The 26,660-nt window shown below is 66.4% G+C and carries 24 protein-coding genes; 10 read left to right on the top strand and 14 right to left on the bottom strand.

What is annotated here, in order from left to right; translation table 11 throughout:
• The first annotated feature begins 142 nt into the window (after positions 1-142).
• Genes glgA through EQZ23_RS08115 form a run of 4 tightly spaced genes read left to right on the top strand, consistent with a single transcriptional unit; the run spans position 143 to position 5,566 of the window.
• Positions 143-1,588 carry a glycogen synthase GlgA gene (glgA, locus tag EQZ23_RS08130; protein WP_128453960.1) on the top strand — a complete coding sequence of 482 codons (1,446 nt, stop codon included), beginning with the start codon at positions 143-145 and terminating at the stop codon, positions 1,586-1,588.
• Positions 1,585-3,204 (top strand): alpha-D-glucose phosphate-specific phosphoglucomutase, encoded by a 1,620-nt coding sequence (locus EQZ23_RS08125; protein WP_128453959.1) that lies wholly within the window; start codon positions 1,585-1,587, stop codon positions 3,202-3,204. Before glgA ends, EQZ23_RS08125 begins: the two co-directional genes overlap by 4 nt.
• On the top strand, positions 3,204-4,733 hold the full coding sequence (treA, locus tag EQZ23_RS08120) for an alpha,alpha-trehalase TreA (protein ID WP_206364205.1): 1,530 nt from the start codon (positions 3,204-3,206) through the stop codon (positions 4,731-4,733). Before EQZ23_RS08125 ends, treA begins: the two co-directional genes overlap by 1 nt.
• Complete coding sequence (locus tag EQZ23_RS08115) at positions 4,730-5,566, top strand: CoA ester lyase (RefSeq protein ID WP_276318462.1); 837 nt, start codon at positions 4,730-4,732, stop codon at positions 5,564-5,566. The genes treA and EQZ23_RS08115 overlap by 4 nt, the downstream gene beginning before the upstream one ends.
• A gap of 139 nt (positions 5,567-5,705) precedes the next feature.
• Here the strand turns inward: EQZ23_RS08115 and EQZ23_RS08110 are convergent, their stop codons facing one another.
• Genes EQZ23_RS08110 through EQZ23_RS08090 form a run of 5 tightly spaced genes read right to left on the bottom strand, consistent with a single transcriptional unit; the run spans position 5,706 to position 9,617 of the window.
• The gene (locus tag EQZ23_RS08110) at positions 5,706-5,999 is read right to left on the bottom strand and encodes a plasmid stabilization protein (RefSeq protein WP_128453958.1); all 294 of its coding nucleotides are present in this window, start codon (positions 5,997-5,999) and stop codon (positions 5,706-5,708) included.
• Positions 6,000-6,047: 48 nt separating this feature from the next.
• Positions 6,048-6,629: an ABC-type transport auxiliary lipoprotein family protein gene (locus EQZ23_RS08105; RefSeq protein WP_128453957.1), complete on the bottom strand. Its 582-nt coding sequence runs from the start codon at positions 6,627-6,629 to the stop codon at positions 6,048-6,050.
• An 8-nt stretch (positions 6,630-6,637) separates the two neighbouring features.
• Positions 6,638-7,600, bottom strand: coding sequence for an MlaD family protein (locus EQZ23_RS08100; RefSeq protein ID WP_128453956.1), 963 nt, complete (start codon positions 7,598-7,600; stop codon positions 6,638-6,640).
• Positions 7,600-8,508, bottom strand: coding sequence for an ABC transporter ATP-binding protein (locus EQZ23_RS08095; protein ID WP_128453955.1), 909 nt, complete (start codon positions 8,506-8,508; stop codon positions 7,600-7,602). The genes EQZ23_RS08100 and EQZ23_RS08095 overlap by 1 nt, the downstream gene beginning before the upstream one ends.
• On the bottom strand, positions 8,508-9,617 hold the full coding sequence (locus tag EQZ23_RS08090; protein WP_128453954.1) for an ABC transporter permease: 1,110 nt from the start codon (positions 9,615-9,617) through the stop codon (positions 8,508-8,510). Before EQZ23_RS08090 ends, EQZ23_RS08095 begins: the two co-directional genes overlap by 1 nt.
• A gap of 62 nt (positions 9,618-9,679) precedes the next feature.
• Here EQZ23_RS08090 and EQZ23_RS08085 point away from each other — a divergent pair, with 62 nt between their 5' ends.
• Positions 9,680-10,396 (top strand): HAD-IB family hydrolase, encoded by a 717-nt coding sequence (locus tag EQZ23_RS08085; RefSeq protein WP_240663420.1) that lies wholly within the window; start codon positions 9,680-9,682, stop codon positions 10,394-10,396.
• Between the two features lie 362 nt (positions 10,397-10,758).
• Here EQZ23_RS08085 and EQZ23_RS08080 read toward each other — a convergent pair whose 3' ends face one another.
• The 3 genes from EQZ23_RS08080 to EQZ23_RS08070 all read right to left on the bottom strand — a co-directional run bounded on the left by EQZ23_RS08080 (position 10,759) and on the right by EQZ23_RS08070 (position 16,528).
• Positions 10,759-11,967, bottom strand: coding sequence for a DUF445 domain-containing protein (locus EQZ23_RS08080; RefSeq protein ID WP_128453953.1), 1,209 nt, complete (start codon positions 11,965-11,967; stop codon positions 10,759-10,761).
• Positions 11,968-12,114: 147 nt separating this feature from the next.
• Positions 12,115-15,345, bottom strand: coding sequence for an efflux RND transporter permease subunit (locus EQZ23_RS08075; RefSeq protein ID WP_128453952.1), 3,231 nt, complete (start codon positions 15,343-15,345; stop codon positions 12,115-12,117).
• A gap of 4 nt (positions 15,346-15,349) precedes the next feature.
• Positions 15,350-16,528: an efflux RND transporter periplasmic adaptor subunit gene (locus tag EQZ23_RS08070; protein WP_128453951.1), complete on the bottom strand. Its 1,179-nt coding sequence runs from the start codon at positions 16,526-16,528 to the stop codon at positions 15,350-15,352.
• 239 nt (positions 16,529-16,767) lie between these two features.
• Here EQZ23_RS08070 and EQZ23_RS08065 point away from each other — a divergent pair, with 239 nt between their 5' ends.
• Positions 16,768-17,505 (top strand): SIMPL domain-containing protein, encoded by a 738-nt coding sequence (locus EQZ23_RS08065; RefSeq protein WP_128453950.1) that lies wholly within the window; start codon positions 16,768-16,770, stop codon positions 17,503-17,505.
• Positions 17,506-17,762: 257 nt separating this feature from the next.
• Here EQZ23_RS08065 and EQZ23_RS08060 read toward each other — a convergent pair whose 3' ends face one another.
• From EQZ23_RS08060 to EQZ23_RS08050, 3 genes are all read right to left on the bottom strand, one after another.
• A complete protein-coding gene (locus EQZ23_RS08060) occupies positions 17,763-18,020 on the bottom strand; it encodes a GlsB/YeaQ/YmgE family stress response membrane protein (RefSeq protein WP_128453949.1) in 258 nt (85 codons plus the stop codon).
• 93 nt (positions 18,021-18,113) lie between these two features.
• Positions 18,114-18,413 carry a DUF1153 domain-containing protein gene (locus EQZ23_RS08055; protein WP_056412261.1) on the bottom strand — a complete coding sequence of 100 codons (300 nt, stop codon included), beginning with the start codon at positions 18,411-18,413 and terminating at the stop codon, positions 18,114-18,116.
• Positions 18,414-18,516: 103 nt separating this feature from the next.
• Positions 18,517-18,744 carry a hypothetical protein gene (locus tag EQZ23_RS08050; protein ID WP_128453948.1) on the bottom strand — a complete coding sequence of 76 codons (228 nt, stop codon included), beginning with the start codon at positions 18,742-18,744 and terminating at the stop codon, positions 18,517-18,519.
• A gap of 195 nt (positions 18,745-18,939) precedes the next feature.
• Between EQZ23_RS08050 and mnmA the strand changes: the two genes are divergently transcribed.
• Entirely contained in the window at positions 18,940-20,061 is a 1,122-nt protein-coding gene (mnmA, locus tag EQZ23_RS08045; RefSeq protein WP_128453947.1) for a tRNA 2-thiouridine(34) synthase MnmA, read from the top strand.
• A gap of 14 nt (positions 20,062-20,075) precedes the next feature.
• Positions 20,076-20,324 (top strand): UvrB/UvrC motif-containing protein, encoded by a 249-nt coding sequence (locus EQZ23_RS08040; protein ID WP_128453946.1) that lies wholly within the window; start codon positions 20,076-20,078, stop codon positions 20,322-20,324.
• A gap of 167 nt (positions 20,325-20,491) precedes the next feature.
• On the opposite strand, the gene EQZ23_RS08035 is transcribed toward EQZ23_RS08040, so the two are convergent.
• The 3 genes from EQZ23_RS08035 to pdxH are packed head-to-tail and all read right to left on the bottom strand — an operon-like array spanning position 20,492 to position 22,847.
• Positions 20,492-21,283, bottom strand: a complete 792-nt coding sequence (locus EQZ23_RS08035) for a PhzF family phenazine biosynthesis protein (protein ID WP_128453945.1) — start codon at positions 21,281-21,283, stop codon at positions 20,492-20,494.
• 41 nt (positions 21,284-21,324) lie between these two features.
• Entirely contained in the window at positions 21,325-22,272 is a 948-nt protein-coding gene (locus EQZ23_RS08030) for a cation diffusion facilitator family transporter (protein WP_128453944.1), read from the bottom strand.
• Positions 22,269-22,847, bottom strand: a complete 579-nt coding sequence (gene pdxH, locus EQZ23_RS08025) for a pyridoxamine 5'-phosphate oxidase (RefSeq protein ID WP_128453943.1) — start codon at positions 22,845-22,847, stop codon at positions 22,269-22,271. The genes EQZ23_RS08030 and pdxH overlap by 4 nt, the downstream gene beginning before the upstream one ends.
• A gap of 109 nt (positions 22,848-22,956) precedes the next feature.
• Here pdxH and EQZ23_RS08020 point away from each other — a divergent pair, with 109 nt between their 5' ends.
• Together EQZ23_RS08020 and ligD are read left to right on the top strand one after the other, a co-directional pair.
• On the top strand, positions 22,957-23,841 hold the full coding sequence (locus EQZ23_RS08020; protein WP_128453942.1) for a Ku protein: 885 nt from the start codon (positions 22,957-22,959) through the stop codon (positions 23,839-23,841).
• A 117-nt stretch (positions 23,842-23,958) separates the two neighbouring features.
• On the top strand, positions 23,959-26,493 hold the full coding sequence (gene ligD / locus EQZ23_RS08015) for a DNA ligase D (protein ID WP_128453941.1): 2,535 nt from the start codon (positions 23,959-23,961) through the stop codon (positions 26,491-26,493).
• Positions 26,494-26,660 lie beyond the last annotated feature (167 nt).

The following is a 26,660-nucleotide window of genomic DNA, read 5'->3' as shown; positions in this document are numbered from 1 at the left end:
GGGAGGGGGACCGTTCGCCATCGGCGAAGGCTGGAGGGGGCTCACCGCGAGCGTACCACCAGCGATCGCGTGCATATCGTTTGCGGAAGCCCCCCTCCGCCATGCCGTGCATGGTCCCCCTCCCCGTACCGGGGAGGATTTGATGCAAGTCCTCTCCGTTGCTTCCGAAGCTTACCCGCTCATCAAAACCGGCGGTCTCGCAGACGTGGTCGGCGCGCTCCCCGCAGCGCTTGCCCCGCACAACGCCGCGCTCACCACCCTCCTGCCCGGCTACCCGGCGCTCGCTGCCGTCACCAAGCGGGCAAAGGTGATCCACCGCTATACCGACCTTCTCGGCGTTGAAGCGCGCATCCTGAAGGCCAAGATCGGCGACCATCCGCTCTTGGTCCTGGACGCCCCCGCCCTCTTCGCGAGAGGCGGCGGCCCCTATGGCGACGCGACCGGCGCGGACTGGTCCGACAACTGGCGCCGCTTCGCCGCGTTCGGCCGGGCGGCCGCCGATCTCGCCTCGGGCGTCGTTCCCGGCTACGCGTTCGACATTCTCCACGCCCATGACTGGCAGGCCGCGATGGCTGCGGCCTATCTGCGCTACGCCCCAGGCCCCAGCGCCCCTGCCAAAACCGTGGTGACGATCCACAACATCGCGTTCCAGGGCCGCTACGGTTACGACATCTTCCCCGAACTCGCACTCCCCGACGCCGCGTTCGCGGTCGACGGCGTCGAATATTATGGCGGCGTTGGTTACCTCAAGGCCGGGCTCGAAGCCGCCGACGCGATCACAACCGTCAGCCCGACCTACGCCGCGGAAATCCGCCGCGCGGAATTCGGTATGGGTCTCGAAGGCCTGATCAACGCCCGCGCCAACCGCGTCACGGGAATCGTCAACGGCATCGACCCCGCCGTCTGGAACCCGGAGACCGACGCGGCGCTCCCCGCCCGCTACACCGCCCGCACCCTGGCCCGCCGTCGCACCAACAAGCGTGCGATCGAGACGCTGTTCGCGCTCGATGCCGGAGACGGCCCGATCTTCACCGTCATTAGTCGCCTGACCGGGCAGAAGGGCATGGACATCCTCGCCGCATCGCTCGACGAACTCGTTGCGCTGGGCGGTCGGCTCGCTCTGCTCGGTTCGGGTGACGCGGGACTCGAACGCGCGTTTCTCGATGCCGCCGAACGGCACCCCGGCCGCATCGGCGTCCGCATCGGGTATGACGAACCCGTCTCGCATCTGTTGCAAGGCGGCGCCGATGCGATCCTGATCCCGTCGCGATTCGAACCCTGCGGCCTGACGCAGCTTTACGGGCTCGCTTATGGCTGCATCCCGGTCGTCGCGCGCACCGGCGGGCTAGCCGACACGGTAATCGACGCCAACGAAGCCGCGATCGCGGCGGGAGTTGCCACCGGCATCCAGCATGACGGCGTCACGCCGGAAGCACTCAGCCACGCGCTGCGCCGCACGATGGCCCTCTATGCACGTCCTGATCGCTGGGGCATGTTGCAGCGCAACGCGATGCGTGCGGACTTCTCATGGGACGAGAGCGGCCGCCGCTACGCCGACCTTTACGCCAAGCTCCTGGAGCCCGCATGATTCGTACGATACCGACCACGCCCTATACCGACCAGAAGCCCGGCACGTCGGGTCTGCGCAAGAAGGTGAAGGTTTTCCAGCAGGCGAACTACGCCGAGAATTTCGTCCAGAGCGTGTTCGACGTCGTCGCCGACAAGGCTGGCGCGACGTTGGTTATCGGTGGCGACGGGCGCTTCCTGAACCGAGAAGTGATCCAGGTCGCGATCCGGATGGCCGCAGCGAACGGCTTCGGTCGGGTGATCGTCGGTCGCGGCGGGATCCTGTCGACGCCTGCCGCGAGCCACATGATCCGCAAGCGTGGCGCGATCGGCGGGCTCGTCCTGTCCGCCAGCCACAATCCCGGCGGTCCCGACGAGGATTTCGGGATCAAGTACAACATCGCCAATGGTGGTCCCGCGCCCGAATCGGTGACCGACGCGATCAATGCACGTACGCTCGAGATCGACCGCTGGATGACCGTCGATGCGGACGACATCGATCTCGACAGTGATGGCGAAGTCATGGTCGGCGCCATGCCTGTCGAGGTCGTCGATCCCGTCGAGGACTATGCGGCGCTGATGGAGACGCTATTCGATTTCGACGCGATCCGGGCAGCCAAGCTGACGATGGCGTTCGACGCGATGAGCGCCGTCACCGGGCCCTATGCGACGGAGATCCTCGAACGCCGTCTCGGCTTCGCGGCGGGCACGGTCCGTAACGGCGAACCTCTTCCCGATTTCGGCGGTCACCACCCTGATCCCAATCTCGTCCACGCGCATGCACTCTACGAGACGATGATGACCCCCGACGCGCCCGATTTCGGCGCAGCGTCGGACGGCGACGGCGACCGCAACCTGATCATCGGCAAGCACCGCTTCGTCACCCCCTCCGACAGCCTCGCGATGCTGGCGGCCAACGCGCACCTCGCGCCGGGCTATGCCGGCGGGCTGAAGGGAATCGCCCGCTCGATGCCGACCAGCGCCGCCGCCGACCGCGTCGCCGCAGCGTTGGGCATTCCGGCTTATGAAACGCCGACCGGGTGGAAGTTCTTCGGCAACCTGCTCGACGCCGGTATGGCGACGATCTGCGGCGAGGAGAGCGCCGGCACCGGCTCCGACCATGTCCGCGAGAAGGACGGCCTGTGGGCGGTGCTGCTGTGGCTCAACATCCTCGCGGTCCGCGGCGAGAGCGTCGACGCGATCGCGCGCGATCACTGGGCGAAGTTCGGCCGCAACTATTACGCACGCCACGATTACGAAGGCGTCGAAACACCTCGCGCCGACGCACTGATGGCGGCGCTCCGTTCCGGCCTCGCCACGCTCCCCGGCCAGCAGTTCAGCGACCTGACCGTCGAGACCGCGGACGAGTTCGCCTATACCGACCCGACCGACGGCTCGATCAGCCGCAATCAGGGCGTCCGCATCCTGTTCGAGGGCGGCAGCCGTGTCGTCTTCCGCCTGTCGGGCACCGGCACCACCGGCGCAACGCTCCGCGTGTATCTCGAACGCTACGAACCCGTCGGTGGCGACCTCGACCGGGACACCGGCGAGATGCTGGCGAGCATCGTTGCTGCGGCAGAGTCGATCGCGGGCGTCGCCCAGCACACCGGCCGCACCGCGCCGGACGTCGTCACCTGATGCGCCGCCTCGGTCTACTTGCGCTCTCCACGCTGCTGGTTGCGGCATCGCCTGCACCGCAGTCGCCTGCGCAACTGTTCGGCCGACTGTACAAGGCGGTACAGATGCGCGGGCTGTTCCCGGACTCGAAGACCTTCGCCGATGCGACGCCCAAGCGCCCGCCGAAGGCGATCCTGGCGGACTATGCGAAGTGCCGCTGCGACGCCGAACCGGCACTGCGCCAGTTCGTCGCGGCGAACTTTACCCTCCCCGCCACGCCCGCGACCCCGCCCTCGGCAGAACGGCTGACGCTCAAGGCGCATATCGATGCGCTCTGGCCGCAACTTACGCGGACCCAGACCAGCGTGCCTGTCGGTTCTTCCGCGCTCACCCTGCCGAAGCGCTACGTCGTCCCCGGCGGTCGTTTTCGCGAGATGTATTACTGGGACAGCTATTTCACCCTGCTCGGCGTCCAGCGGTCCGGCCGGCAAGACCTGGTCGAGGATATGATTGTCGATTTCGGCAGCCTGATCGATCGCTACGGCCATATCCCCAACGGCACGCGCACCTATTATCTCAGCCGCTCGCAACCGCCATTCTTCTATTTAATCGCTGGCCTGTCGCGCGATTCAAAGACACTCGCCGCCCGCACCCGCCAGCTTCGTGCAGAACACGCGTTCTGGATGGCCGGCGCCGATACGCTGAAGCCCGGTCAGCAGACCCGCCGCGCCGTTCGTCTGTCCGACGGCGCGCTGCTGAACCGCTATTGGGACGACCGCGACGATCCGCGCGACGAGAGCTACCGCGAGGACGCCGAACTCGCCGACCGTACGCCCGCGCGCAATCGCGGCGAACTCTTTCGCGACCTGCGCGCGGCAGCGGAAAGCGGCTGGGACTTCTCGTCGCGCTGGTTCGCCGATGGCCGCACGCTCGCGACGATCCGCACCACGCGGCTCGCGCCGGTCGATCTCAACAGCCTGATGGTCGGCATGGAGCAGGCGATAGCGGCGAACTGCCGGACGCTCGGCGACACTGCGTGCGCGACGTCCTACGCCGCCCGTGCAACTGCGCGTACGGCCGCGATCCGCAAGCACCTGTGGAACGGCAGGTTCTTCGCCGACTACGATCTCGACACCAACCGTGCGAACGACTTCGCCAGCGCCGCAATGGCCTTCCCGTTGTTCGCCAAGCTGGCCACGCCGGATCAGGCAAGGGCGACGGCCGTCGCACTCCGCCCGTTCGTCGGCGAAGGTGGCTTGCGCACGACGCTGATCGGCAGCGGCCAGCAATGGGACGACCCCAATGGCTGGGCGCCGCTGCAATGGATCGCGATCCAGGGCCTGCGCGGTTACGGCGAAACCCACCTGGCGGATCAGATCACCAAGGCCTGGCTCACGTCGGTAAACCGCGAATATCAGGCTAGCGGCAAGCTCCTCGAGAAATACGACGTGGTCGAGCGCAAGCCGGGCGGCGGCGGCGAATACCCCAATCAGGACGGCTTCGGCTGGACCAACGGCGTCACCCGCGCGCTGATGGAAGGCCGCCCGTGACGGTCCGGCGCCGTCGCAGTGCACTCTATATGCCGGCGTCAAACGCGCGGGCGATCGCCAAGGCCCGCACGCTCGATTGCGACGTCGTCATCCTCGATCTGGAAGATGCCGTTGCGCCGGACGAGAAAGCCGGCGCGCGTGACCGCGTCGTCGAGGCGGTACGCGAGGGCGGCTTTGGCACGCGGGAACTCGTGGTGCGGATAAATGGCCTCGGTACGCCTTGGTATGAGGACGACGTCGCAGCGGTGCGGAGGATCGGCGTTGACGCGGTACTGGTTCCCAAAGTGTCGTATCCGACCGATCTGGAGGCCGTTCGCGGTTCGCTCGGTGAAAACGGCCCGCCGATCTGGGCGATGATCGAGACGTGCGCCGCGATCCTGTCGCTGCCCGCCTTGTCCGGCGCGGCCTGGGCCAACCGGCTGACCGCGCTGGTTGCCGGCACCAACGATCTGGCCAAGGAAATGCGCTGCCGTCTCGGACCTGACCGCACGCCGCTGGTCCCCGCACTAGCGTCGATCGTGATCGCCGCCCGCGCGATAGGGATCGTTGCGCTCGACGGCGTTTGCAATGCTCTCGACGATCCCGCGCGCTTTGGTGCGGAGTGCGCGCAGGGCGCTATGCTCGGGTTCGAGGGAAAGACGTTGATCCATCCGTCGCAGATCCAGGCTGCGAATGCCGGCTTCGGTCCCAGCGAGGACGAATTGGCGTGGGCCAGCGCGATCGTGGCGGCGTTCGCCAGGCCGGAGAATGCGGACAAGGGCGCGATTCGTCTGGATGGTCAGATGGTCGAGCGCCTGCACCTCGCGGAGGCAGAGGCGATGCTGGCACGCTAACCCTCTCCCGTGACGGAAAGGGGCCCGCTGCCGCCCCGCGGTTGGGAGAGTGAGGGGTGAGGAGTAAAGCCGCCATCCCGCACGGCCGCACTATCTACTCCCTCGAGAGGAGCAGCTTAAAGGCGAGATCTTATCGAGCTCAAGCCTTCGCGGCCTTGCGCCGCGTCTCCCAGGCCTTCTTCGCCGCAGCCGACTTGTCCGCGGCACTTCGGTCCGCCGCCTTTTTGCCGCCGTTGCGCGATGCCTCATGCGTATCGGGCTTACCGCGCCCCGAGCCCGACTTGTTGCCGCCACCCGAATCCTTGTTCACCGTCTCCCAGGCGCGAGCCTCGGCCTCCGGTTCGGGAACACCCTTCGTCTCATAACCCTCGGCGATATGCGCTGCCTTGCGCTTCTGCTTGTCAGTGTACGCATCCTTGTCGCCCTGTGGCATCGCGGCTCTCCTTGTCAGAGAGCCTCAATGCTCAGGTCGACGCGGCGTTCAGCGCCCTATCCAGTCGGCCACTTCGGTAGCGACCTGGTTCGCGGCCTGATTGATCCCAGCTGCGGCCGACGTCGCGTCGATTGCCGATACCGGGACACGCGCCTCGAAGCGGCGCTTTTCGACCGAGGTCCTGCCCGCGCGCATCAACGATGCGTCGTACGTCACGACCGCCTCGCGCGTCGTCGCATCGAGCCCGAACGACCGGAGTTCACCGCCGAGCAAGCCGCCCGGATCGCCGATCGACTGCGCCGTGGACAGTACGACGAGCCCGGTCCGCGACGAAACCGTGTCCGACACAAGCCGCGCGAACAGCCGCGCCGGCGGCTCCGCCCACTGCGCATCGGTCACATAGGCGATCGAGGTCGGCGTGGCCTGCACTGGCACGCGCGCGGTCGCAAGCGACTGCGGAACCACCGGTACCTGGATCGTGATCGACTTCGCGGTCGCCGAATCCTGGTTCTGGCCGACCGGCACCGACGATACGCTCGTCAGCGTCAGCAGCGTGGGAGGCGGTTTCGCGCCGAAGCTGATGCACCCGGCAAGTGGCAGCATCGCGATCAGGATGAGCGGTGTCTTCATGGCGTGCCTCACTTACCCTTGTAATCCGGGAGCTTCTGTTGCCCGATCAGCGAACTCGCACCCTGCTGATCGACCTTCTCGGCAACCGACGACAGTGCCGCCGCGGTCTTCCGCAGGTCGTGGACCAGACGGTTGGCCTCGGGGATCGTCGTCTTCGAGAATGCCTGCAGACCCGGCCGCGCATCGCCAATCGCCGCATTGAGCGTATCGGCGCTCTGCTGCGCGGAGGTGATCGCCTTGTTCAGGTTCGCCATCGCCGGCTTGACCTCCTCGGACAGGACGCCGTTGGTGGTCTTGGCCAGCACGCCGAACTGCTGCGCGGCATCACCCGCCTGCTGGATCGCGACGCGAGTCTGCGCGAGCGTTGCGGCAATCTCGGGACCACGGTCGGCGAGCGCATCGGTCAACCGGTTGGTGTTCTCAAGGATACCGGCGATCGATGCCTGGTTACGGTCGGTCAACAACCCGGTGAGGCGCTCGGTCAGCGTCGACAGGCGCTCGAGCAACTGCGGTGCCGAATTTAGGATAGCGCCGAGGCCGCCCTGCTTGGTCGGGATGACCGGCACGCCGTACGGGCAAGGCTGGCCATTGACGTCGGGGCAAGAGACCGCCGGTGCGCCCTTGCGCGCGCCATCGAGCGACACTTGGCTGACGCCGGTGAAGCCAACGCCCGAGATCGATGCCGTCGTACCCTGCAGCACCGGCGTCTCGTCGTTGACGCTGATCCGCACGCGGACGAACTGCGGATCGTTCTTCCACAGCGAAATCGTCTTGACCTGCCCCGACGGGACGCCGGAGAACACGACGGCAGAGCCGCGCGCGAGCCCGTCGACCGACTGGCGGAAGAAGATGTCGTATTCCTTCTCTTCCTTGCCGCCCAGCCGCGCGATCCACACGGTGAACAGCGCGAGTAAGGCCAGCAGGATCAGCACGACGGCGCCGACTAGGACGTGGTTCGAACGAGTTTCCATCAGCGCGTCCTTGCTTCTTTCTCGGCATATGTCGCGTCGGCGTCGTCCGGCGCGGACTGCTTGGACTGGACTTCGGTAGGATGTTGGGCCGCTTGCTCGTCGGCGCGTGCATGCGCCTCCTGCGTCGCGACTGCGGCACGGCCGCGGGGCCCCTTGAAATATTCCTCGATCCACGGGTGATCGAGCGCGATCAGCTCGTCGATCGTCCCGACCGCGATCACCTTCTTGTCGGCGAGCACCGCGACCCGGTCGCAGATCGCATACAGCGTATCGAGATCGTGCGTGATCAGGAACACGGTCAGCCCCAGCGTCTTCTGCAACGACTGGGTAAGATCGTCGAACGCCGCCGCACCGATCGGGTCGAGCCCCGCGGTCGGCTCGTCGAGGAACAGCAGTTCCGGGTCGAGCGCGAGCGCGCGGGCGAGGCCGGCACGCTTCTTCATGCCGCCAGATAGCTCGGCGGGAAACTTGTTCGCCGCGTCCGCCGGCAGGCCGGTCATCACGACCTTGTACGACGCGATTTCCGCGAGCAGCGCAGGCGACAGGTCCGGATAGAATTCGCGCAACGGCACTTCGACATTCTCGGCCACGGTCAGTGTCGAGAACAGCGCGCCGCCCTGGAACAGCACGCCCCAGCGCTTGCGAATCTCCGTCGCTTCGGTCTCTTCGCGGCCGATATTGGGCTCGCCGAACACGATGACTTCGCCGGCCACGGGGGTCTGGAGGCCGATGATCGAGCGCATCAGGACCGACTTGCCGGTGCCGGAGCCGCCGACCACGCCGAGGATCTCGCCGCGGCGGACGTCGAGATCGAGCCCCTCGTGCACGACGGAATCGCCGAACGCGTTCTTCAATCCCCGAACGGAGATGATGTTGTCGCTTGTGGTATTGTCAAAATTGCGAGCCATCAGTCCCAACCTAGCCAGGTGAAGAAGACCGCAAAGACCGCGTCGAGGACGATGACCAGGAAAATGCCCTGGACGACCGCCGAGGTGGTGCGCAGGCCGACCTGTTCGGCGTCCGATTCGACCTGCATGCCCTGGAAACACCCGGCGATCGCGATGATCGCGCCGAACACCGGGGCCTTGATCAGCGAGATGTACAGATCGGTGATCGGCACGACCTCGCGGATGCGCGCGATGAAGGTGATCGGCGGGATACCGAGCTGGACCCAGCAGAGCAGGCCCCCACCGATGATCGCGATGACCGACGCGTAGAAGCCGAGCAGCGGCATCATCACGATCGCGGCCAGAACGCGGGGCAGCACCAGCGCCTCCATCGGCGAGACGCCGATCGTCCGCATCGCGTCGATCTCTTCGGTGAGCTTCATCGTGCCCAACTGCGCCGCGAACGCCGAGCCCGAGCGGCCCGCGACCATGATCGCGGTCATCAGCAGGCCGAGTTCGCGGATCGTCAGGCGGCCGACGAGGTTGATCGTGAACACTTCGGCGCCGAACTGGCGAAGCTGGACCGCGCCCTGCTGCGCGATGACCATGCCGATCAGGAAGCTCATCAGCCCGACGATACCGAGCGCGGCGACGCCGACCACCTCGAACCGCTGGACCACGGCGTTGAACCGGAAGCGGCTCGGATGACGGATGACGCTGCCAAACGCGATCGTGGTGGCGCCGAGAAAACCGAGCAGCCCGAGCATGGTCTTGCCCGAGAGAACGATCGCATCGCCGATCTCGCCGAGCACGCGGCTGACCGCGCCGACCTTGGCGGGCCTGGCCGCGAGCGGCTGGTCCGACGCAACGACCTGGTCGAACAGCGCCTGATCGTTTTCCTTGAGGCCATCGATCGCAGCGTCGTTGCGCGCCGCGAAGCGGTGGACGATCCAGGCGCCGATCGTGTCGATCCGGTCGACGCCGCTGAGGTCGACGCGCTTGACCGACGACGCATCCACAGCCTCGAGCCGATCGGGCAGATCGCCGATGTTCGCGAGCGACAGATCGCCGGTAAAGCGAAGCGTGCCGGTATCGGCACCGTCCTGCTGGAAATCGGCCATCGCGCTCATCGGGGGCACCTTTGCGGCAAAGTGACTGGATCGGCAAGATGAATGCGGCGTAAGTCGCGATGATGACCGAATTGCCTTCCGCCCGCCCCTCCGGACAGCCGTCCGTCCACCTCGCGATCTACGACATGGACAAGACGATCACGCATCTGCCGACCTGGACGCCGTTCCTGTTGCATACCGCGCGCCAGAACGGTGCGCCGTGGCGGCTGGCGCTGGTACCGCTCGCCGGTGTTGCGGCGCTCGGCTATGTCGGGCGGCTGATCAGCCGGGGGCGGCTGAAATATGTCATGCAGCGGATGATGCTGGGCAAGCGCATGTCGCCTGCGCAGGAACGCCGCAGCGCGGAGGCGTTTGCCGACCGGGTGGTGCGCGACGGCGTGTTCGCAAGCGCCCGCGCGCGAATTGAGGCGGACCGGGCCGCGGGCTACCGACTGGTGATGGCGACCGCGTCGTACCGATTCTATGTCGAGGCGATCGCCGAGCAGCTCGGCTTCGACGCGGTGATCGGGACGGAGAGCCTGCGCGATGCGAACGGCAACCTGCTCGCGGGGATCGACGGCGAGAATTGCTACGGCCCGGCCAAATTGCGGATGATCGAGGCGTGGATGGCGCGCGAGGGCATCGCGCGGGAGGAGGCGCATGTGCGGTTCTATTCGGATCATGTGTCCGACGCGCCGACGTTCGACTGGGCCGACGAGCCATTCGCGGTGAATGCGCATGGGCCGTTGCGGTTGCTGGCGAAGGCGAAGGGGTGGCCGATGCCCGATTGGGAACGGTAGGGCTCGGCGTTCAGAGAGAGGGGCAAGAGAAGGGTAGGTTTCTAGGCTTGAGGCTTACCCCACTCGCCACCTCTTTACTCCCGACACCATCCCGGCGCCCAATTGGGGAACGTTGCTGAGTTCCGCCGCGCGCCGTTACCGCGACCTTGCCAATTGGGCCCCTGCCTCCGCCGGGGTGGTGTTGTTGCGGAAACAGCGAGGGGGTGGCCGGTAGAACGGCTATTCTTTACCTCATTTGTCTCCCCGCGAAGGCGGGGACCCAGACTGGGCTGCCGCCTTCGCGGGAGAACAAGACGCGCACGCCACACCGGCAGTGTTTCGGACTTGCGAGCTGTAAGGCGAACCGGCTCTGCCGCGTAATCCTATAACAGCACGTCCACGCTGTGGATCACCAGCCCGACCAAGCCGCCAACGATCGTGCCGTTCACGCGGATATATTGCAGGTCGCGCCCGACGGCGTTTTCCAGGCGGCTGGTGATCGTGTCGGCATCCCAGCTACGGACGGTTTCCGACACGAGCTTGACGATACCGTCGCCATAATCGGCCGCCGCGCCGACGGCCGCACGCCGGACGAACCGGTTGATCGTCCGCGACATGCGCGGGTCGTGCTGGAGCGTCTCGCCAAGCTGGCGGAGGATGTCGCCGAGCTTGCCGGCCATCGCGCGCTCGGGGTCGCGGGCGATCGCGAGGAGCGCGCCGCGCGCCTGTTCCCACAGACCGTCGAGCCAGCGTTGCATCGCCGGGTTGTCGAGCAGGTCGTTCTTCATCGTCTCGACACGCTCGCGCATGCGGCGGTCATATTGGAGATCCCAGGCGAGGCGATCGAGCCCCTCCTCCGCCTTCAGCCTGAGCGGATGCTCGGGGTCCTCGGCCATCTCGGCGAGCAGTTTGTCGAAGCCGCTGATGAGCTTGTCGGCGACGGTCGTGTCGAGACCGGTCCAGCGCAGGATCGAGCCGGCCTTGTCATGAACCATCGCGCGGACAAGGTGATCGTTTGCCGCGAGCGTCTTGGCTGCCCAGCGGATCGCGCTTTCGAGCAAGGGCGCGTGCCGGCGCTCGGCGATCGCAGCCTTCAGAAGCTGGCCGAGGATCGGCGAAACCTCGGTTTCCCGCAAACGCGCACCGATACCGGCCTTGACCATCCCACCGAGCCGCGCCGGGTCTAGCCCTTCGAGGATCTGAGCGACCAGCTTCGACGCGCCCTGCCGGAAACGCCCCCCCGCCCCTTCCGGCGGATCGGTCAGCCAGCGGGCGATCGCCCCGGCGACGTCGAGACGACGGGTTCGCCGCGCGATGACGACCGGGATCAGGAAGTTGGCGCGGAGGAACTGCGCGAGCGTGTCGCCGATCCGGTCCTTGTTGCGCGGCACGATCGCGGTGTGGGGGATCGGCAGGCCGAGCGGATGACGGAACAGCGCGGTGACCGCGAACCAGTCCGCCAGCCCACCGACCATCGCCGCCTCGGCAAAAGCGCGGACGAACCCAAACGCCGGGTGGACGGGAACCAGGGCGCGGCTGACGAAGAACGTCGCGGCCATCAAAACGAGCAGGCCGGTGGCGACGATCCGCATGCGGACGAGTGCCGGTGGGGGAGCTTCGCCGGCCGGGCGCCTACGGGGTAAAAGCGTCATAGCCGTAACAATCCCCGGGCGCCCCGAATGTTCACGCCGTTGCGGCGGTTCGGGTGCCCGGGTGCAGAGAGGCGCGTCTCGGGTGTCTCACTCGGCGGGTTGCGTGCCGTCACCCTGATCGCGGCCGTGACCGAGCTTGCCGGTCGCCGGCCCGAGCAACGGCCCCGGATTGGGCCCGGCGATCTCGATCACGTCGTCGCCATTGTCACCCGGACGATAGGTGAGCAGGCGACGGCTCAGCCGTGGCCCGACATAACGCTCGATCCCGACCGCCAGGCTGAACGCCGCGGGGATGATCAGGAGGGTCAACAACGTCGACAGCGCGAGGCCGCCGATCACGACCGTGCCCATCGGCGCGCGCGACGACGAATCGCCGCTGAGCGACATCGCGGTCGGCACCATGCCGGCGACCATCGCGACCGTCGTCATCACGATCGGCTGGGCGCGCTTGTGCCCGGCATCGATGATCGCGGTGAAAGCGTCGACGCCCTTGCTCATCTCGTCGAGCGCGAAGTCGATCAGCAGGATCGAGTTCTTGGCGACGATGCCGAGCAGCATCAGCAGGCCGATATACACCGGCAGCGACAGCGGCTGTCCGGTCGCCCACAGCGCGAGCAGACCGCCGAGCGGCGCGAGCAGCAACGACCCCATGTTGACGAACGGCGGCAACACGCGGCGGTACAGCAGCACCAGCACTGCGAACACCAGGAACGTGCCCGCGATCACTGCAGTGATGAAGTTGGTGATCATCTCCGCCTGCCACTTGCTCTGGCCAAGCGTGAGTTCGCTGACGCCGACCGGCAGGGACTTCATCGCGGGCAGCGCATGAACCTGCTTCATCGCATCCGAGATCACGACACCGGGCGCGAGATCGGCGCCGAGCGTGATCTGGCGCTGCTGGTTGACGCGGTCGATCTTGGTCGGACCCGAGCCGAGGCCGATATCCGCGACGAGGTTGAGCGGCACGGAGCCACCCGATGCGGTCGATACCGGCAGATTCTGGATCGTTGACAGGCTGGTCCGCGCCGACTGATCGAGCGCGACGCGGATCGGAATCTGGCGATCGGAGAGCGAGAAACGCGCCGAGTTCTGGTCGATATCGCCGAGCGTCGCGATCCGGATCGCCGACGACAGCGCCTGCGTGGTCACGCCGAGATTGGCGGCGAGATCGAAGCGGGGACGGATGACGATTTCAGGACGCTGCATGCCGCCCGACACGCGCGGTGCGGTCAGCGACTTGAGCGAGCCCATCTCGGCGACGATCTTGTCGGCCGCCTGTTGCAGCTTGGCGGGATCGCTGCCGCCGAGGACGATCGTCACGTCACGCCCGCTGCCGCCCCAGCCCGACTGCGAGCGGAACGACACGCGGGCATCGGGGATCGCGGTCATCTGCGGCGCGAGCCGGCGTTCGAAATCGACCGACTTCTCCTTGCGATCGGGACGCAGGTTGGCGGTCACGATCCCGCTGCCGACCCGCGTGCGCGCATAGACGGTGGCGACTTCGGGTTGCTGGCTGAGGATCTGGCCGACCCGCGCGACCACCGCGTCGGTCTGCGCCAGCGTGGTGCCGGGCACCATCTCGATCTGGGCGGTGGAATCATCCTCGTCGCGGGTCGGCTGGAACTGCGAGGGGATGACGGTGAACATGAACAGCGTCAGCGCGAAGGCGACCACGCCCGCGCCGATCGCCCACATCCGGTGATCCATCACGCGGTTGAACATCTTCCGGATGCCGCCGCGCGCGCGCCATGCCGCGGCCTTGCGGCTGTCCAGCGTCCAGTGGAGCGTGCGGACATACCAGTCCATGATCTTGCCCTCGCCGTGGCTGGCATGGCCGAACGACTTGAGGAAATACGCCGCGATCATCGGCGTCACGAGCCGCGCGACCGCGAGGCTCATCAGCACGGCAGCGACCACCGTCAGGCCGAAATTCTTGAAGAACTGGCCGGCGATACCCGGCATCAGCGCGACCGGCATGAACACCGCGACGATCGCCATCGTCGTCGCCAGCACCGCGAGACCGATCTCGTCGGCGGCGTCGATCGACGCCTGATAGGCGGATTTGCCCATTCGCATATGCCGGACGATGTTCTCGATCTCGACGATCGCGTCATCGACCAGCACGCCCGCGACCAGGCTGAGCGCGAGCAAAGTCATGCCGTTAAGATCGAAGCCGAGCAGATCCATGAACCAGAAGGCGGGGATCGCCGACAACGGGATCGCCAGCGCGGAAATCGCGGTCGCGCGCCAATCGCGCAGGAAGAGGAAGACGACGATGACGGCGAGGATCGCGCCCTCGATCATCGCATGGATCGCGCTTTCATACTGCGCTTCGGTATAGTCGGTGGTGGTGTAGCGCTGGACGAACTTGACCGACGGATTGCGCTTTTCGAGCGCGCGCAGCTTCTCGACCGCGGCATGATAGACGGTGACGTCGGACGCGCCCTTGGCCCGCTGGAAATCGAAGGTGATCGCCTGGCGACCGTCGACCGTCGCGCGGCTGCGCTGCTCGGCGTAGAGATCGCGGACCTGCGCGATGTCCGCCAAGCGCACGGTGCGGCCATTGCCGACGTTGATCTGCGTCTGGCCGAGGTCGGTCGCGTCGCGCGCGTTGCCCAGCACGCGGATCGACTGTTCGGAGCCGGCGATTTCCGCACGACCGCCCGCCGCGTTCAGGTTGACCTGACGCAACTGCAGATTGACCTGGCTGGCGGTCAGCCCCTGGCTCTGGAGTTTCAGCGGATCGAGGATGACCCGGATCTCGCGACTGACGCCACCGTTGCGGCTGATCGTCGCCATGCCGGGGACCGACAGCAATTCCTTGGTGACGGTGTCGTCGATGTACCAGGAGAGCTGTTCGACGGTCATGTCGGTGGTGATCGCCGCGAAGCTCGCGACGTCGTTGCCGCTGGTGTTCGCGCGGTAGACCTGCGGCTCGAGGATCCCGTCGGGCAGGTCGCTGCGGATCTGCGCGATCGCGTCGCGCACGTCGTTCACCGCGCGGTCGATCGGCGTGCCGATGGTGAGCTGGATCACCGTTTCCGAATTGCCTTCGGTGACGGTCGAATTGATCTCGTCGATGCCCTGGAGCGAGCGCACCGCCGCCTCGACGCGCTGCGTGACCTGCGTCTCCATCTCGGTCGGCGCCGCGCCCGGCTGGTTGACGACGACGATCGCGATCGGGAAGTCGATGTCGGGATCGCGGTTGACGTCCATCCGCATGAAGCTGACGACGCCCGCAAGCATCAGGGCCAGGAACAGGACGATCGGCGGAACCGGGTTGCGGATCGACCAGGCCGAGATGTTGCGGAAGTTCATGGGCTCAGCTTGCCTTCTTGATGATCGGCTTGACCGTCTGACCGGGGGCGAGGAAGCCGCCCGCAGACTGGACGACGCGCTCCGAGCCGTCGAGGCCGCCGACGATCGTCACGCCAGCATCGGAGACCTGGCCGATCTTGACGTTGCGCCGGATGATCTTGTCGCCGGGGCCGACGATATAGACGTAATTGCCCTTCTCGTCGCTTTGCAGCGCGGAGTCGGGGAGCAAGGGCGCCTGCGTGACGCCGCCGACGATGGTCGCCGCGGCGAACCCACCGGGACGCAGGGCGGGATCGTATTTGACCGCGATGCGCGCGATGCCCTGGCGGCTCTGCGGATCGATGACGGGCGAGACCTGCCAGACTTCGCCGGGATATTCCTGCGTGGTGCCGACCGGCACGACGGTCGCGCGCGCACCGACACGCAGCCCGGTCAGGTCCGCTTCGCTCAACTGCGCGCGCATCTCCATCTGGCCGCCCATCGCCATGCGGAACAGCACGCCCGCCGATGGCCCGACGATCTGGCCGGCCTCGACACCGCGGGTCAGCACCAGCCCTGCGGCGGGCGCGCGGATATCGAGCCGGCCGTTGCGGGCCCGTGCCTCGCCGAGCGTCGCCTGCGCCACCTTCACGCGCGCCGCCGCGGCATCGCGCGTCGCGGCCTTGCGCTGAAGATCCGCCTTCGAGATGAAGCCGCGGTCGACGAGCTGTTTGGCGCGATCGAGTTCGGCCTGCGCGATCGTCTCGTCCGAGCGCGCGACGCTGACCGAGGCGGCGAGCGACGCGGCCGTCTCGTTCTGGACCGAGCGATCGACGGTCGCCAAGACCTGACCCGCCGCGACCCAGGTGCCAGGCTCGACCAGCACGCGCGTGATCATCCCGCCCTCGCCCGCGACGCCGACCGGCATCTCGCGACGCGCCGCCAGCGTGCCCGTTGCGGAGATCGTCCGGTCGACCGACTGCCGGCCCGGCACGACCACCGACACGGTCGGCAATTGCGCGCCGGGCGTCGCGGCCGCGACATCCTTCTTGCCGGACTTGAAGGCATAGACCGCCACGGCGATCGCCAGCACGACGAGAATGATTATGATGATGTTTCGGCGGCGATGCGAGGGGGCGCTATAGTCCGGCAACGCCAGCGGCTCTTCGCTCTCGCCACCGACCATCTTCGTCTCGTAATTCATGCGCGTCACAATCCCAATTCCGACCGGTCTTGTCTCGACCCGCTTTGCCGTTCGTTCGCTGTGTTATCTGAATAAGTCACCGTGCTCAAGCCCTTCGACGAGCGCGGATCGAAGACATGCTTCGAATCCGATCTATTCGCAATGAGGATCGGAGAATTTCGAAGACGTTCAGCTTGTGTTGACGTGCCCGGCGCCACACGCCGTCATAGGGCCACACGGGCTACACGGGAGACATAGTCATGAAGATCGCATCGTTCCTTACCACGCTGGCCGGCGTTGCCGTCGCGTTGCCGGGAACTGCCGCCATCGCGCAGACCGCGCCGACCACGGTCGAGCCGATGATCCCGGCTGCGGGCACCGTGCTCGACGTCACGGCGGAGGGGCGCACGACCCGCGTACCCGATCTCGCGACGATCCGCGCCGGCGTCGTCTCGCAATCGACCACCGCGGCAGCCGCGCTCACCGACAATGCGCAGCGGATGGCGAAGGTGCTGGCGGCGCTGAAGCGGGCGGGCGTGGCGCCGCGCGATATCGCGACGTCGTCGGTCCAGCTGGCGCCGCAATATCGCTATGCCGACAACCAGCCGCCGGTGATCACCGGATACCAGGCCACCAACACCGTCTCGATCCGCTTCCGCGACGTGGCGAAGTCCGGGACGATCCTCGATGCGCTGGTGGCCGAGGGCGCGAACCAGATCGACGGACCGAACCTGTCGATCGACAAGCCCGAGGCGGCGCTCGACGAAGCGCGGGCCGATGCCGTGGCGCAAGCCAAGCGCCGCGCAGATCTTTATGCCAAGGCGGCGGGACTGCGGGTTTCGCGGATCGTGTCGATCGCCGAATCGGGGCAGGATACGGGCGGTTCGCCGCAGCCCATGTTCATGGCGCGCGCATCGATGGCGAAAGACAGCACGCAGATCGCACCGGGCGAGAAGGACGTGACGGTCACGGTATCGGTGCGGTTCCTGTTGAACTGACCCGCATTACGATCCTTCTCTGCATCTTCGGTCCTCCCCCGCGGGGGGGGGGGAGGTGGCGCCGAAGGTGACGGAGGGGGAGGACACGGAACGTGGGTTTCCCTTACCGCCCCCTCCGACTGGCAAGTGCCAGCCACCTCCCCCTGGCGGGGGAGGATCGAGAGGGCCGGTTCAGATCCGGCGAACATCTCCACGCATGAAAAAAGGGCCGCCCGGTTGCCCGGACGGCCCTTTCGGTTCGCGTGACGATGCGAAGCTTAGCGGACGCTACCGCGACGCACGAGGTTCACGATCGCGAGCAGGACGACGGCGCCCAGCAGCGAGACCAGGAACGAGGTCAGCGTCAGCGGTGCGTTGTTGATCGAACCACCCGACAGGACCAGCCCGCCGATGAATGCGCCGACGATGCCGACGATGATGTTCAGGAAAATGCCCTGCTGTGCGTCGGTGCGCATGATCATGCTAGCGATCCAGCCGATGACGCCGCCGATGATCAGCCAAAGAATGAGACCCATGATATTTTCCCTCCGTTGAACCCGTATTCGGGCGATGGCGGAAAGACGAGCGAGCGGGGATTTTTGTTCCGCCCGCGTTTTGAGTTTTAGGTCTCAGTACTTTTGCTGGCGCTCGTACAACGACTTGTAGTGCTGGATGCGCGTGACGCGGAGCCCGGGCATGCCCGACCGGTCGATCGCGCGCTGCCAACTGGCGAACTCCTCGACGGTCAGGCCGTAGCGGGCACAGACATCGTCGACGCTGAGCAACCCGCCGTTCACCGCCGCGACGACTTCGGCCTTGCGCCGTACCACCCACCGCGTCGTGCTGGGCGGTGGCAGCGTATCGAGCGTCAACTGCTCGCCGAGTGGCCCGATGACTTTGCCGGGACGGATTTTCTGGTTCTCGATCATTTGAAACCTCTGATCGGGGCGGGGGGCCCCCTCTCGATACGCACACACGACACATAGTCGCAGGATTTGAAGATCGGCTGAAACGCCGCGGTAAACCGCATCTTCATTCGTCCTTCCACCGGGTTAACGCCGTTGCCATCGGGCCGTTGAACGCACCGTGAAGCGGTGCGAACAGTTTCGGATCGATCGTCGTCCGCGCGAAGCTGGCCTGTACCACCGCGGTCGGGCTCGCTGCCTGACGGGCGGCGATACCGACGATCAGGACAGCAAGGTCGCCCGGTAGAACGGTGACCTCGGCATCGCGATCGAAACGGGGAAAACTCAGGTCCAACGGGATACTCGCGAAAACTCTTGGGAGGTCCGGTATAACGCGAGGGGGTGAAGGGACCGTAAAACTCGGCGAAAGAGTTCGTGAACTTGTCGCTTTATTCCAATCGCTGGTCGCGTTTTTCCCTCGATTCGTCTTGATACACGTTAATTGGTGCATCTTTTTGCAACAGCAGGCCGTCGCGCTTATGTGGCGATCATGGATCAGACCGATTTTCAACTCGGGCCCGGCGCCATCAGCGCGGGGGCAGGAAAGCGCATCGTCGTGGCGATGTCGGGGGGCGTCGACAGCTCGGTCGTCGCCGCACTCGCGCACGCCACCGGCGCCGAGACGATCGGGGTGACGCTCCAGCTCTACGATCACGGCGAAGCGGTCGGTCGCGCAGGGTCCTGCTGCGCCGGACGCGATATCCGCGACGCCCGTGCGGTGTGCGATCGGCTCGGTATCGCGCACTATGTGTTCGATCACGAAACGAGCTTCCGCGAGCAGGTGGTCGACAAGTTCGCCGACGAATATCTCGCCGGACGAACGCCGATCCCGTGCGTCCAGTGCAACATGGGGCCGAAGTTCACCGACCTGCTGAAGCTCGCGCGCGACCTTGGCGCGGATTGCCTCGCGACCGGGCATTATGTTCGCCGAGTCGAGGGCCCGCAGGGCGCCGAACTCCACCGCGGCGTCGATCCGGCGCGCGACCAGAGCTATTTCCTGTTCGCGACCACGCAGACACAGCTCGATTATCTGCGCTTCCCCCTGGGTGGCTTGCCCAAGGCGCGGGTGCGCGAGATCGCGGCGGAACTCGGGCTCGGCGTCGCGGCCAAGCCGGACAGCCAGGATATCTGCTTCGTGCCCGATGGCGATTATGCGGGGCTGGTGAAGAAGCTGCGGCCCGAAGCGGCGGAGACCGCGGGGGATATCGTCGATCTAGGCGGCGCCAAGCTCGGCGAGCATCGTGGGCTGATCCACTTCACCGTCGGCCAGCGGCGCGGGCTGGAGATCGGTGGCAGTCCCGAGCCGCTCTATGTCGTACGAGTCGAACCCGCGACGAAGCGAGTCGTGGTCGGCCCGCGGCGTGCGCTCGCGGTCGAGGCGGCGCGGATGACCGACATCAACTGGCTGGGCGGCGACTTTACCGGGCCGGTGACCGCGAAAGTGCGTTCGATGGCCAAGCCCGTCCCCGCCCGTCTGGTCGGTGACCGAATCGTGTTCGATGCGCCCGAATACGGCGTCGCGCCGGGACAGGCCGCGGTTCTCTATGCGGGCGAGCGCGTGCTGGGTGGCGGCTGGATCGCGGAAACCGAAGCGGCACTCGTCGCCGCCTGACGCGTTGTGGCGGCATGGATATCGAAACCTTGCGCCGCCAGATGGAAACCGCCGCCGCGGCGATGGATTTCGAAACCGCGGGCCGGCTGCGCGATCAGATCAGCGTGTTGCGCGGTGGCGGGGAGGTTGCGGACACCGCGGGGCTCACGCGGCAACAGCCGGGCGCGATGGGACTCGGCACGAGCCAGCAGCGGATGACACCGCCGCCCGGCTGGGTGAAACCGAAAAAGCCCGATCCGATGACCAAGGGGCGGAAGCGGTAGTCCGGAACGACGTCTCGACCCTGAAATCCTCCTCCGCCAGGGGGAGGTGGCTGGTCCTTGCCGGTCGGAGGGGGAGGACACGGAACCTAGGTGATCGCCTACCGCCCCCTCCGTCGCCGTCGGCGCCACCTCCCCCTGGCGGGAAAGGATCAGGCAAGGCGTCGCGTTCACGGCAGCAGGAACGTGCCCTCGATCGTCGTCACGCAGGAGCCACCGAGCACGACGCGGTCACCCGATAACCGGCACGTCAGCCGCCCGCCCCGCGCACTCGCCTGGAACGCGGTGAAGCTGTCGCCCAAGGTCGCCGCCCAATACGGCACCATCACCGCATGCGCCGCGCCGGTCACCGGGTCCTCGTTGATCGCGTAATAGGGCGTGAACACGCGGCTGACGATGTCCGTAGCCTCTCCCCGCGCCGCGACGATCGCGACAATCGGAAACGCGGCCAGCGCGGCGAAGTCGGGCTTGAGATCGCGCACCACGGCCTCGTCCTCGACGATCACCAGCGCATAGCCCTTCTCTTGCCACAACGTCTCGACGGGTGCCGCGATGTTCAGAGCCGCGACGATCTCCGGGATTGCCTTCGGGCTCGGCGTCCATGCCGGCAACTCCAGCGTGTAGCCGGTATCCGCGCGCGCAACCTCCAGCATCCCCGCCTGCCGCGTCCGGAACCGTACCCGGTCGAGCGCGGTATCCGACGACAGCACGAAATGGCCGCTCGCTAGCGTGGCGTGACCGCACAGCGCGACCTCCGCGCCCGGCGTGAACCAGCGGAGGTCGAAATCCACCCCGTCCTCATCCGAAGCCACGATGAACGCGGTCTCGCTGAGGTTGTTCTCCTGCGCGATGTTGAGCAGCACGTCGTCGTCGAGCCAGGCCGACAACGGCATCACCGCCGCCTGGTTGCCGCCGAACGGCGTGTCGGAAAACGCATCGATCTGCGCGAACGGTATTCTCATGTCTGGAGCCCCCTAGACGCGTGTGCCTCACCCCGAGCGGGTCAGACGCGCTTGCCGAACCAATGCGGCGTGACGTCCGCTTCGACCAGCGGATTGTCGGTATCGACATGGCCTTCGGGATCGAGATGGATCAGCACCTCGACCTTCGGGAACGCGGTGCGCAGGTTGCGCTCGACCGCCTCGACGATATCGTGCGCGCCCGCCACGGTCAGGTCGCGCGCGACCTCCATGTGGAACTGCGCAAACTCGTGGCTGCCGGAGCGGCGCGTGCGGAAATCGTGGATGCCGCGGATGCCCGGCTGACGCGCGGCGACGTCGAGGAACTGCGCGCGCAGATCCTCGGGCCATTCCTTGTCCATCAGCTGGTCGATCGCGTTCGACGAGGCCTGGAACGCGCCCCAGGCGAGCCACAGCGCGATGACGATGCCGAAGATCGGATCCGCGCCGCTCCACCCGACATATTGATCGAGCACCAGCGCGACGATCACCGAGCCGTTGAGCAGCACGTCGGACTGGTAATGGACGTTGTCGGCGAGGATCGCGACCGAGCCGGTCTGGCGGATGATGCGGCGCTGATAGGCGAGCAGGAACACGGTGGCGACGATCGCGACGACCGATACGCCGATTCCGAAATCGGCACCGGTGGTTGGTTGCGGATCGTTGAACGCGAGGATCGCGCGCCACGCTATGCCGACAGCCGACGCAGTGATCAGCATGACCTGGAACAGCGCCGCCAGCGCCTCTGCCTTGCCGTGGCCGAAGCGATGGTCGTGATCCGCCGGTGTCGCGGCGAGGCGGACACCGTACAGCGTAACCAGCGACGCGAGCAGATCGAGCGCGGTATCGGCGAGCGAGCCGAGCATCGCCACCGATCCGGTGGTCCACGCCGCAAAGCTCTTCAGCAGCAGCAGAAAACACGCCATCGCGACGCTGGCGAGCGCCGCGCGGGTTGCGAGCGGGATGATCCGGCGGCGTTCGTCCTGCGTCATGGGAAGAGCAGCCCTTCGCTCCAATTGCCGTCTTCGCGTGTGAACAACCGGCGGTCGTGGAGGCGATGCGCGCGGTCCTGCCAGAATTCGATCCGAGTCGGCGTGACGCGGTAGCCACCCCAATGCGGCGGCCTTGGAACATCCTTGCCCTCGAACTTCGCGGTCATTTCGGCAAAGCGATCCTCGAAGGTTTCGCGACTGTCGAGCGGGCGGGACTGCTCGGACGCCCAGGCGCCAAGCTGCGAATCGCGACCACGCGAGGCGAAATAGGCGTCGGACTCTTCGTCCGTCGCCCACGTCACGGGGCCCTCGATGCGGATTTGACGGCGCAGCGACTTCCAGTGGAACAACAACGCACCCTGCGGATTGGCCGCCAGATCGCCCGCCTTGCGGCTTTCGCGGTTGGTGTAGATCACGAAGCCGTCGGGGCCGTGGCCCTTCAACAGCACCATGCGAACCGACGGGCGGCCCTCCGCGTCGGCGGTGGCGAACGCTACCGCGTTGGGATCGTTGGGTTCGGACTCCTTGGCTTCGGCGTACCAGGTATCGAACAGCGTGAAGGGATTGTCGGCCATGCGCGCGCCATAGCGAGATTCGAGGAGGAGCGAAACTTTGGAACGACTCTGCCTTGCCGACGATTGATCGAGGTAATCAAATCGTTTCCGCAACGAAGGAACACGCAAGGTGGCAGCGCGCGCGTATTGGCAGGGGCAGATCCGGCTTGCCTTGGTCTCGATCCCGGTCGAGATCTATTCCGCCACCAAGTCCGGTGCGGCGGTGTCGTTCAAGCAGATCCACGAGCCGTCGGGCCAGCCGATCCATTACGACAAGGTCGTCACCGGCGTCGGCCCGGTCGACGCCGACGAGATCATGAAGGGGTATGAGGTCTCGAAGGGCGAATATGTGTTGCTGGAGCAGGACGAGATCGACGCGGTGAAGCTGGAGTCGAAGAAGACGCTCGAACTCACCCAGTTCGTCGATGCGAGCGAGATCGACGTGCTCTATTACGAGAAGCCGTATTTCGTCGTGCCTGCCGACGATCTCGCCGAGGAGGCGTTCATCGTGTTGCGCGAGGCGTTGCGGCGGACGAAGAAGGTCGGGCTTGGGCAATTGGCCATGCGCGGGCGGGAGTATGTCGTCAGCCTGAAGCCGTGCGGGCGCGGCATGGTGCTGGAGACGCTGCGTTATGCCGACGAGGTGCACAAGGCGCAGGGGTATTTCCGCGACATTCCCGACGACAAGCCGGCCGAGGAACTGCTCGAACTCGCCGAAGCGCTGATCACCAAACGCAGCGGCGACTTCCACCCGCAGGAGTTCCATGATCGCTATGTCGACGCGCTGAAGGATCTGATCGAACGCAAGCGCAAGGCGAACGGGAAGAAGATCGTCGAGGACAAGGATACGGGGGCGAAGACGGGGTCGAACGTGGTCGATTTGATGGCGGCGCTGAAGAAGTCGATGGAGAAGAGCGGCGCGCAGGAGCCGGAAAAGGCAACGGCGAAGAAGGCTCCCGCCAAGCGCGCGCCGGCCAAGACGGCGGCTAAAGCTCCCGCGAAGAAACGTGCGTAGCGTCGCCGCACCTAATACCGTCATCCCAGCGAAAGCTGGGATATCCCCGTTGCAGACCATCCCCCTGCCGCGCGAGGTCCCGGCTTTCGCAGCAATGACGAAGACGGGACGCTATTGATGGCCCCGCCCCCGGATCCCCTCGCGCTCTACAATGCCAAGCGAAACTTCGCGAAGACCGCCGAACCCGCCGGCACGCTCGCCCCGGGCAACGGCAACAGCTTCATGGTCCAGAAGCATGATGCGACGCGCCTCCACTGGGACCTGCGCCTCGAAATCGACGGTGTCCTGAAAAGCTGGGCGGTCACCCGCGGCCCCAGCCTGGACCCCAACGAAAAACGCCTCGCCGTCCGCACCGAGGACCATCCGTTGAGCTATGCCACGTTCGAGGGCACGATCCCGGCCGGCGAATATGGCGGGGGCACGGTGATGCTGTGGGACCGCGGGACATGGTCGCCGATCAAGGGCAAGTCGGCGAAGGATCTCGACAAGGGCCATCTCCACTTCGTCCTCGATGGCGAGCGGATGAAAGGCGAGTGGCTGCTGATCCGTCTTAAGCCGCGCGCCAAGGAGAAGCGCGAGAACTGGCTGTTGCGGAAGATCGACGACGCAGCGGCGGGCGGCACCGACACGCTGGTCGAGGAGGCGCTGACCAGCGTCTCGACCGGCCGGACGATGGTGGAGATCGAAGAGGGTAAGAAACCGGCACGCTCGCGCCAATCACCCCCCTCTCCGTCATCCCGGCGAAAGCTGGAATCTCGTGCGGCAAGCGCGGGACAGGAGCCGCGAGAGACCCCAGCTTCCGCTGGGGTGACGAAGAGGGGGCGAGGCGCGGTCGCTAAGCTGCCCGAGTTTCAGGAGCCACAACTCTGCACCCTCGTCGACGCAGTCCCGACCGGTTCCGCGTGGCTGCACGAGGTCAAATACGACGGCTACCGCGCGCTGGTCTCCGTCGCGAACGGCAGGGCCAAAGTGTTCACCCGCACCGGCCTCGACTGGACCGACAAATTCACCGCGATCGCCGACGCGGCCGCCAAGCTCCCCGTGAAATCGGCGCTGATCGACGGCGAGATTGTCGCGTTCAAGGACGGCCACCCCGATTTCTCGACCTTGAAGGACGCCATCTCCGCGGGCGGCGACATGACGCTGTTCGCGTTCGACCTGCTCGCGCTCGACGGCGAGGACCTGACCGGCCTCTCCAATCTCGACCGCAAGGCGCGTTTGCAACCGCTTATCCCCGAGGACGAGGACCGCCTCCGCTATTCCGACCACGTCATCGGCGCAGGCGAGCAATTGTTCGAGACGATGTGCCGCGAGGGCCTGGAAGGCATCGTCTCGAAACGCGCCGACGCGCCGTATACGGGCAAGCGCACCAAGGCGTGGCTCAAGGTAAAATGCACGTACCGGCAGGAGTTCGTCATCGTTGGCTGGCTGCCCTCGGACAAGAAGCGCGGGTTCAAGTCGCTGTTGCTCGGCGTCCGGGAGGGCAAGGGCTATCGCTATGCGGGCAAGGTGGGCACCGGATTCGACCAGGCGCTGATGGATGACATCCGCGAGAAACTCGGCGCGCTCGACCGCAAGACGCCGACGGTCGACGCGCCCAAAGCCGCCGTGCGCGGCGCGAAGTGGGTGACGCCGAAACTGGTCGCGGAGGTCGCCTTTGCCGAGGTCACGCCCGACGGCGTGTTACGGCATTCGAGCTTCATCGGCCTGCGCGAGGACAAGGCGGCGAAGGACGTCGCCGCCGAGACTCCTGCCCCGCTGCCCGATGTGGAAGCGAGCGCCGCGCCCGCGACCAGCATCAAGGTGAGCAGCCGCGACCGCGTGATCTTCGACAAGTCGGATGTCACCAAGGGCGACCTTGCGGACTATTACGTTGCGGTATCGGGCATCATGCTGCCGTTTGCCGCTGACCGCCCCATCAGCCTCGTCCGCTGCCCGCAGGGCCGGTCGCGCGCGTGCTTCTTCCAGAAACACGATTCGGGGAGCTTCGGCGACGCGGTCCATCAGGTGCCGATCCGCGAGAAGGACGGCTCGACCGAGGACTATCTGTATGTGGATGACGCGGACGGACTGGTCGCGTGCGTGCAGATGGGGACGATCGAGTTCCACGGCTGGGGGTCGTCGAACGCCACTTTGGAGAAGCCAGACCGGCTGGTGTTCGACCTCGATCCCGACGAGGGGCTCGACTTCGGCGATACGAAGGAGGCGGCAGAGCATCTGAAGAACCAGTTGGCCGAGCTCGGGCTGGTCAGCTTCCCCATGCTGTCGGGCGGCAAGGGCGTGCACGTCGTCGTGCCGCTGACCCCGGAGGCGGAGTGGCCGGCGGTGAAGGACTTCGCGGATCGGTTCGCGCGGGCGATGGCGGGGGCGGAACCGGAGCGCTTCGTCGCGACGATGGCGAAGGCCAAGCGCAAGGGGCGAATCTTCATCGACTGGCTGCGCAACCAGCGCGGCGCGACCGCAGTGATGCCGTATTCCGCGCGGGCGCGGGCGGGCGCGCCGGTGGCGGCGCCGGTGTCGTGGAGCGAACTGCGCGAGATCGAGACGGCCGCGAGATGGGGTGTGAAGGATGGAGCGGAGTTGATCGCTCGGGCGGGGTCGCGCGGGCTCGAGGGCTGGGGCGTGGCGGATCAGGTCTTGCCGGATCTTTGAAGAGGCTGCTCATCCGTTACGACCACCTTTCCAATTGGACCCCGGCCTCCGCCGGGGTGGTTGAAAGGCCGGAATCCGATCCTCTGCCTTTCCTCCGCCCGCGACAATTTATGTTGCGCCGCCGCGCCGAAAGGTGAAACACCGCGGCCATCATTCAGGGGCTCTAA

Origin of the sequence: Sphingomonas sp. UV9, from assembly GCF_004101245.1 — a bacterium.
Lineage (GTDB): Bacteria > Pseudomonadota > Alphaproteobacteria > Sphingomonadales > Sphingomonadaceae > Sphingomonas.
This window is presented reverse-complemented; position numbering and strand designations above follow the sequence as displayed.

What these genes read in the sequence shown, in the direction of transcription:
- glgA (WP_128453960.1), top strand. Translation starts at nt 143, where the DNA reads ATGCAAGTCCTCTCCGTTGCTTCCGAAGCTTACCCGCTCATCAAAACC.
- EQZ23_RS08125 (WP_128453959.1), top strand. Translation starts at nt 1,585, where the DNA reads ATGATTCGTACGATACCGACCACGCCCTATACCGACCAGAAGCCCGGC.
- treA (WP_206364205.1), top strand. Translation starts at nt 3,204, where the DNA reads ATGCGCCGCCTCGGTCTACTTGCGCTCTCCACGCTGCTGGTTGCGGCA.
- EQZ23_RS08110 (WP_128453958.1), bottom strand. Translation starts at nt 5,999, where the DNA reads ATGCCACAGGGCGACAAGGATGCGTACACTGACAAGCAGAAGCGCAAG.
- EQZ23_RS08105 (WP_128453957.1), bottom strand. Translation starts at nt 6,629, where the DNA reads ATGAAGACACCGCTCATCCTGATCGCGATGCTGCCACTTGCCGGGTGC.
- EQZ23_RS08100 (WP_128453956.1), bottom strand. Translation starts at nt 7,600, where the DNA reads ATGGAAACTCGTTCGAACCACGTCCTAGTCGGCGCCGTCGTGCTGATC.
- EQZ23_RS08095 (WP_128453955.1), bottom strand. Translation starts at nt 8,508, where the DNA reads ATGGCTCGCAATTTTGACAATACCACAAGCGACAACATCATCTCCGTT.
- EQZ23_RS08090 (WP_128453954.1), bottom strand. Translation starts at nt 9,617, where the DNA reads ATGAGCGCGATGGCCGATTTCCAGCAGGACGGTGCCGATACCGGCACG.
- EQZ23_RS08085 (WP_240663420.1), top strand. Translation starts at nt 9,680, where the DNA reads ATGACCGAATTGCCTTCCGCCCGCCCCTCCGGACAGCCGTCCGTCCAC.
- EQZ23_RS08080 (WP_128453953.1), bottom strand. Translation starts at nt 11,967, where the DNA reads ATGCGGATCGTCGCCACCGGCCTGCTCGTTTTGATGGCCGCGACGTTC.
- EQZ23_RS08075 (WP_128453952.1), bottom strand. Translation starts at nt 15,345, where the DNA reads ATGAACTTCCGCAACATCTCGGCCTGGTCGATCCGCAACCCGGTTCCG.
- EQZ23_RS08070 (WP_128453951.1), bottom strand. Translation starts at nt 16,528, where the DNA reads ATGAATTACGAGACGAAGATGGTCGGTGGCGAGAGCGAAGAGCCGCTG.
- EQZ23_RS08065 (WP_128453950.1), top strand. Translation starts at nt 16,768, where the DNA reads ATGAAGATCGCATCGTTCCTTACCACGCTGGCCGGCGTTGCCGTCGCG.
- EQZ23_RS08060 (WP_128453949.1), bottom strand. Translation starts at nt 18,020, where the DNA reads ATGGGTCTCATTCTTTGGCTGATCATCGGCGGCGTCATCGGCTGGATC.
- EQZ23_RS08055 (WP_056412261.1), bottom strand. Translation starts at nt 18,413, where the DNA reads ATGATCGAGAACCAGAAAATCCGTCCCGGCAAAGTCATCGGGCCACTC.
- mnmA (WP_128453947.1), top strand. Translation starts at nt 18,940, where the DNA reads ATGGATCAGACCGATTTTCAACTCGGGCCCGGCGCCATCAGCGCGGGG.
- EQZ23_RS08040 (WP_128453946.1), top strand. Translation starts at nt 20,076, where the DNA reads ATGGATATCGAAACCTTGCGCCGCCAGATGGAAACCGCCGCCGCGGCG.
- EQZ23_RS08035 (WP_128453945.1), bottom strand. Translation starts at nt 21,283, where the DNA reads ATGAGAATACCGTTCGCGCAGATCGATGCGTTTTCCGACACGCCGTTC.
- EQZ23_RS08030 (WP_128453944.1), bottom strand. Translation starts at nt 22,272, where the DNA reads ATGACGCAGGACGAACGCCGCCGGATCATCCCGCTCGCAACCCGCGCG.
- pdxH (WP_128453943.1), bottom strand. Translation starts at nt 22,847, where the DNA reads ATGGCCGACAATCCCTTCACGCTGTTCGATACCTGGTACGCCGAAGCC.
- ligD (WP_128453941.1), top strand. Translation starts at nt 23,959, where the DNA reads ATGGCCCCGCCCCCGGATCCCCTCGCGCTCTACAATGCCAAGCGAAAC.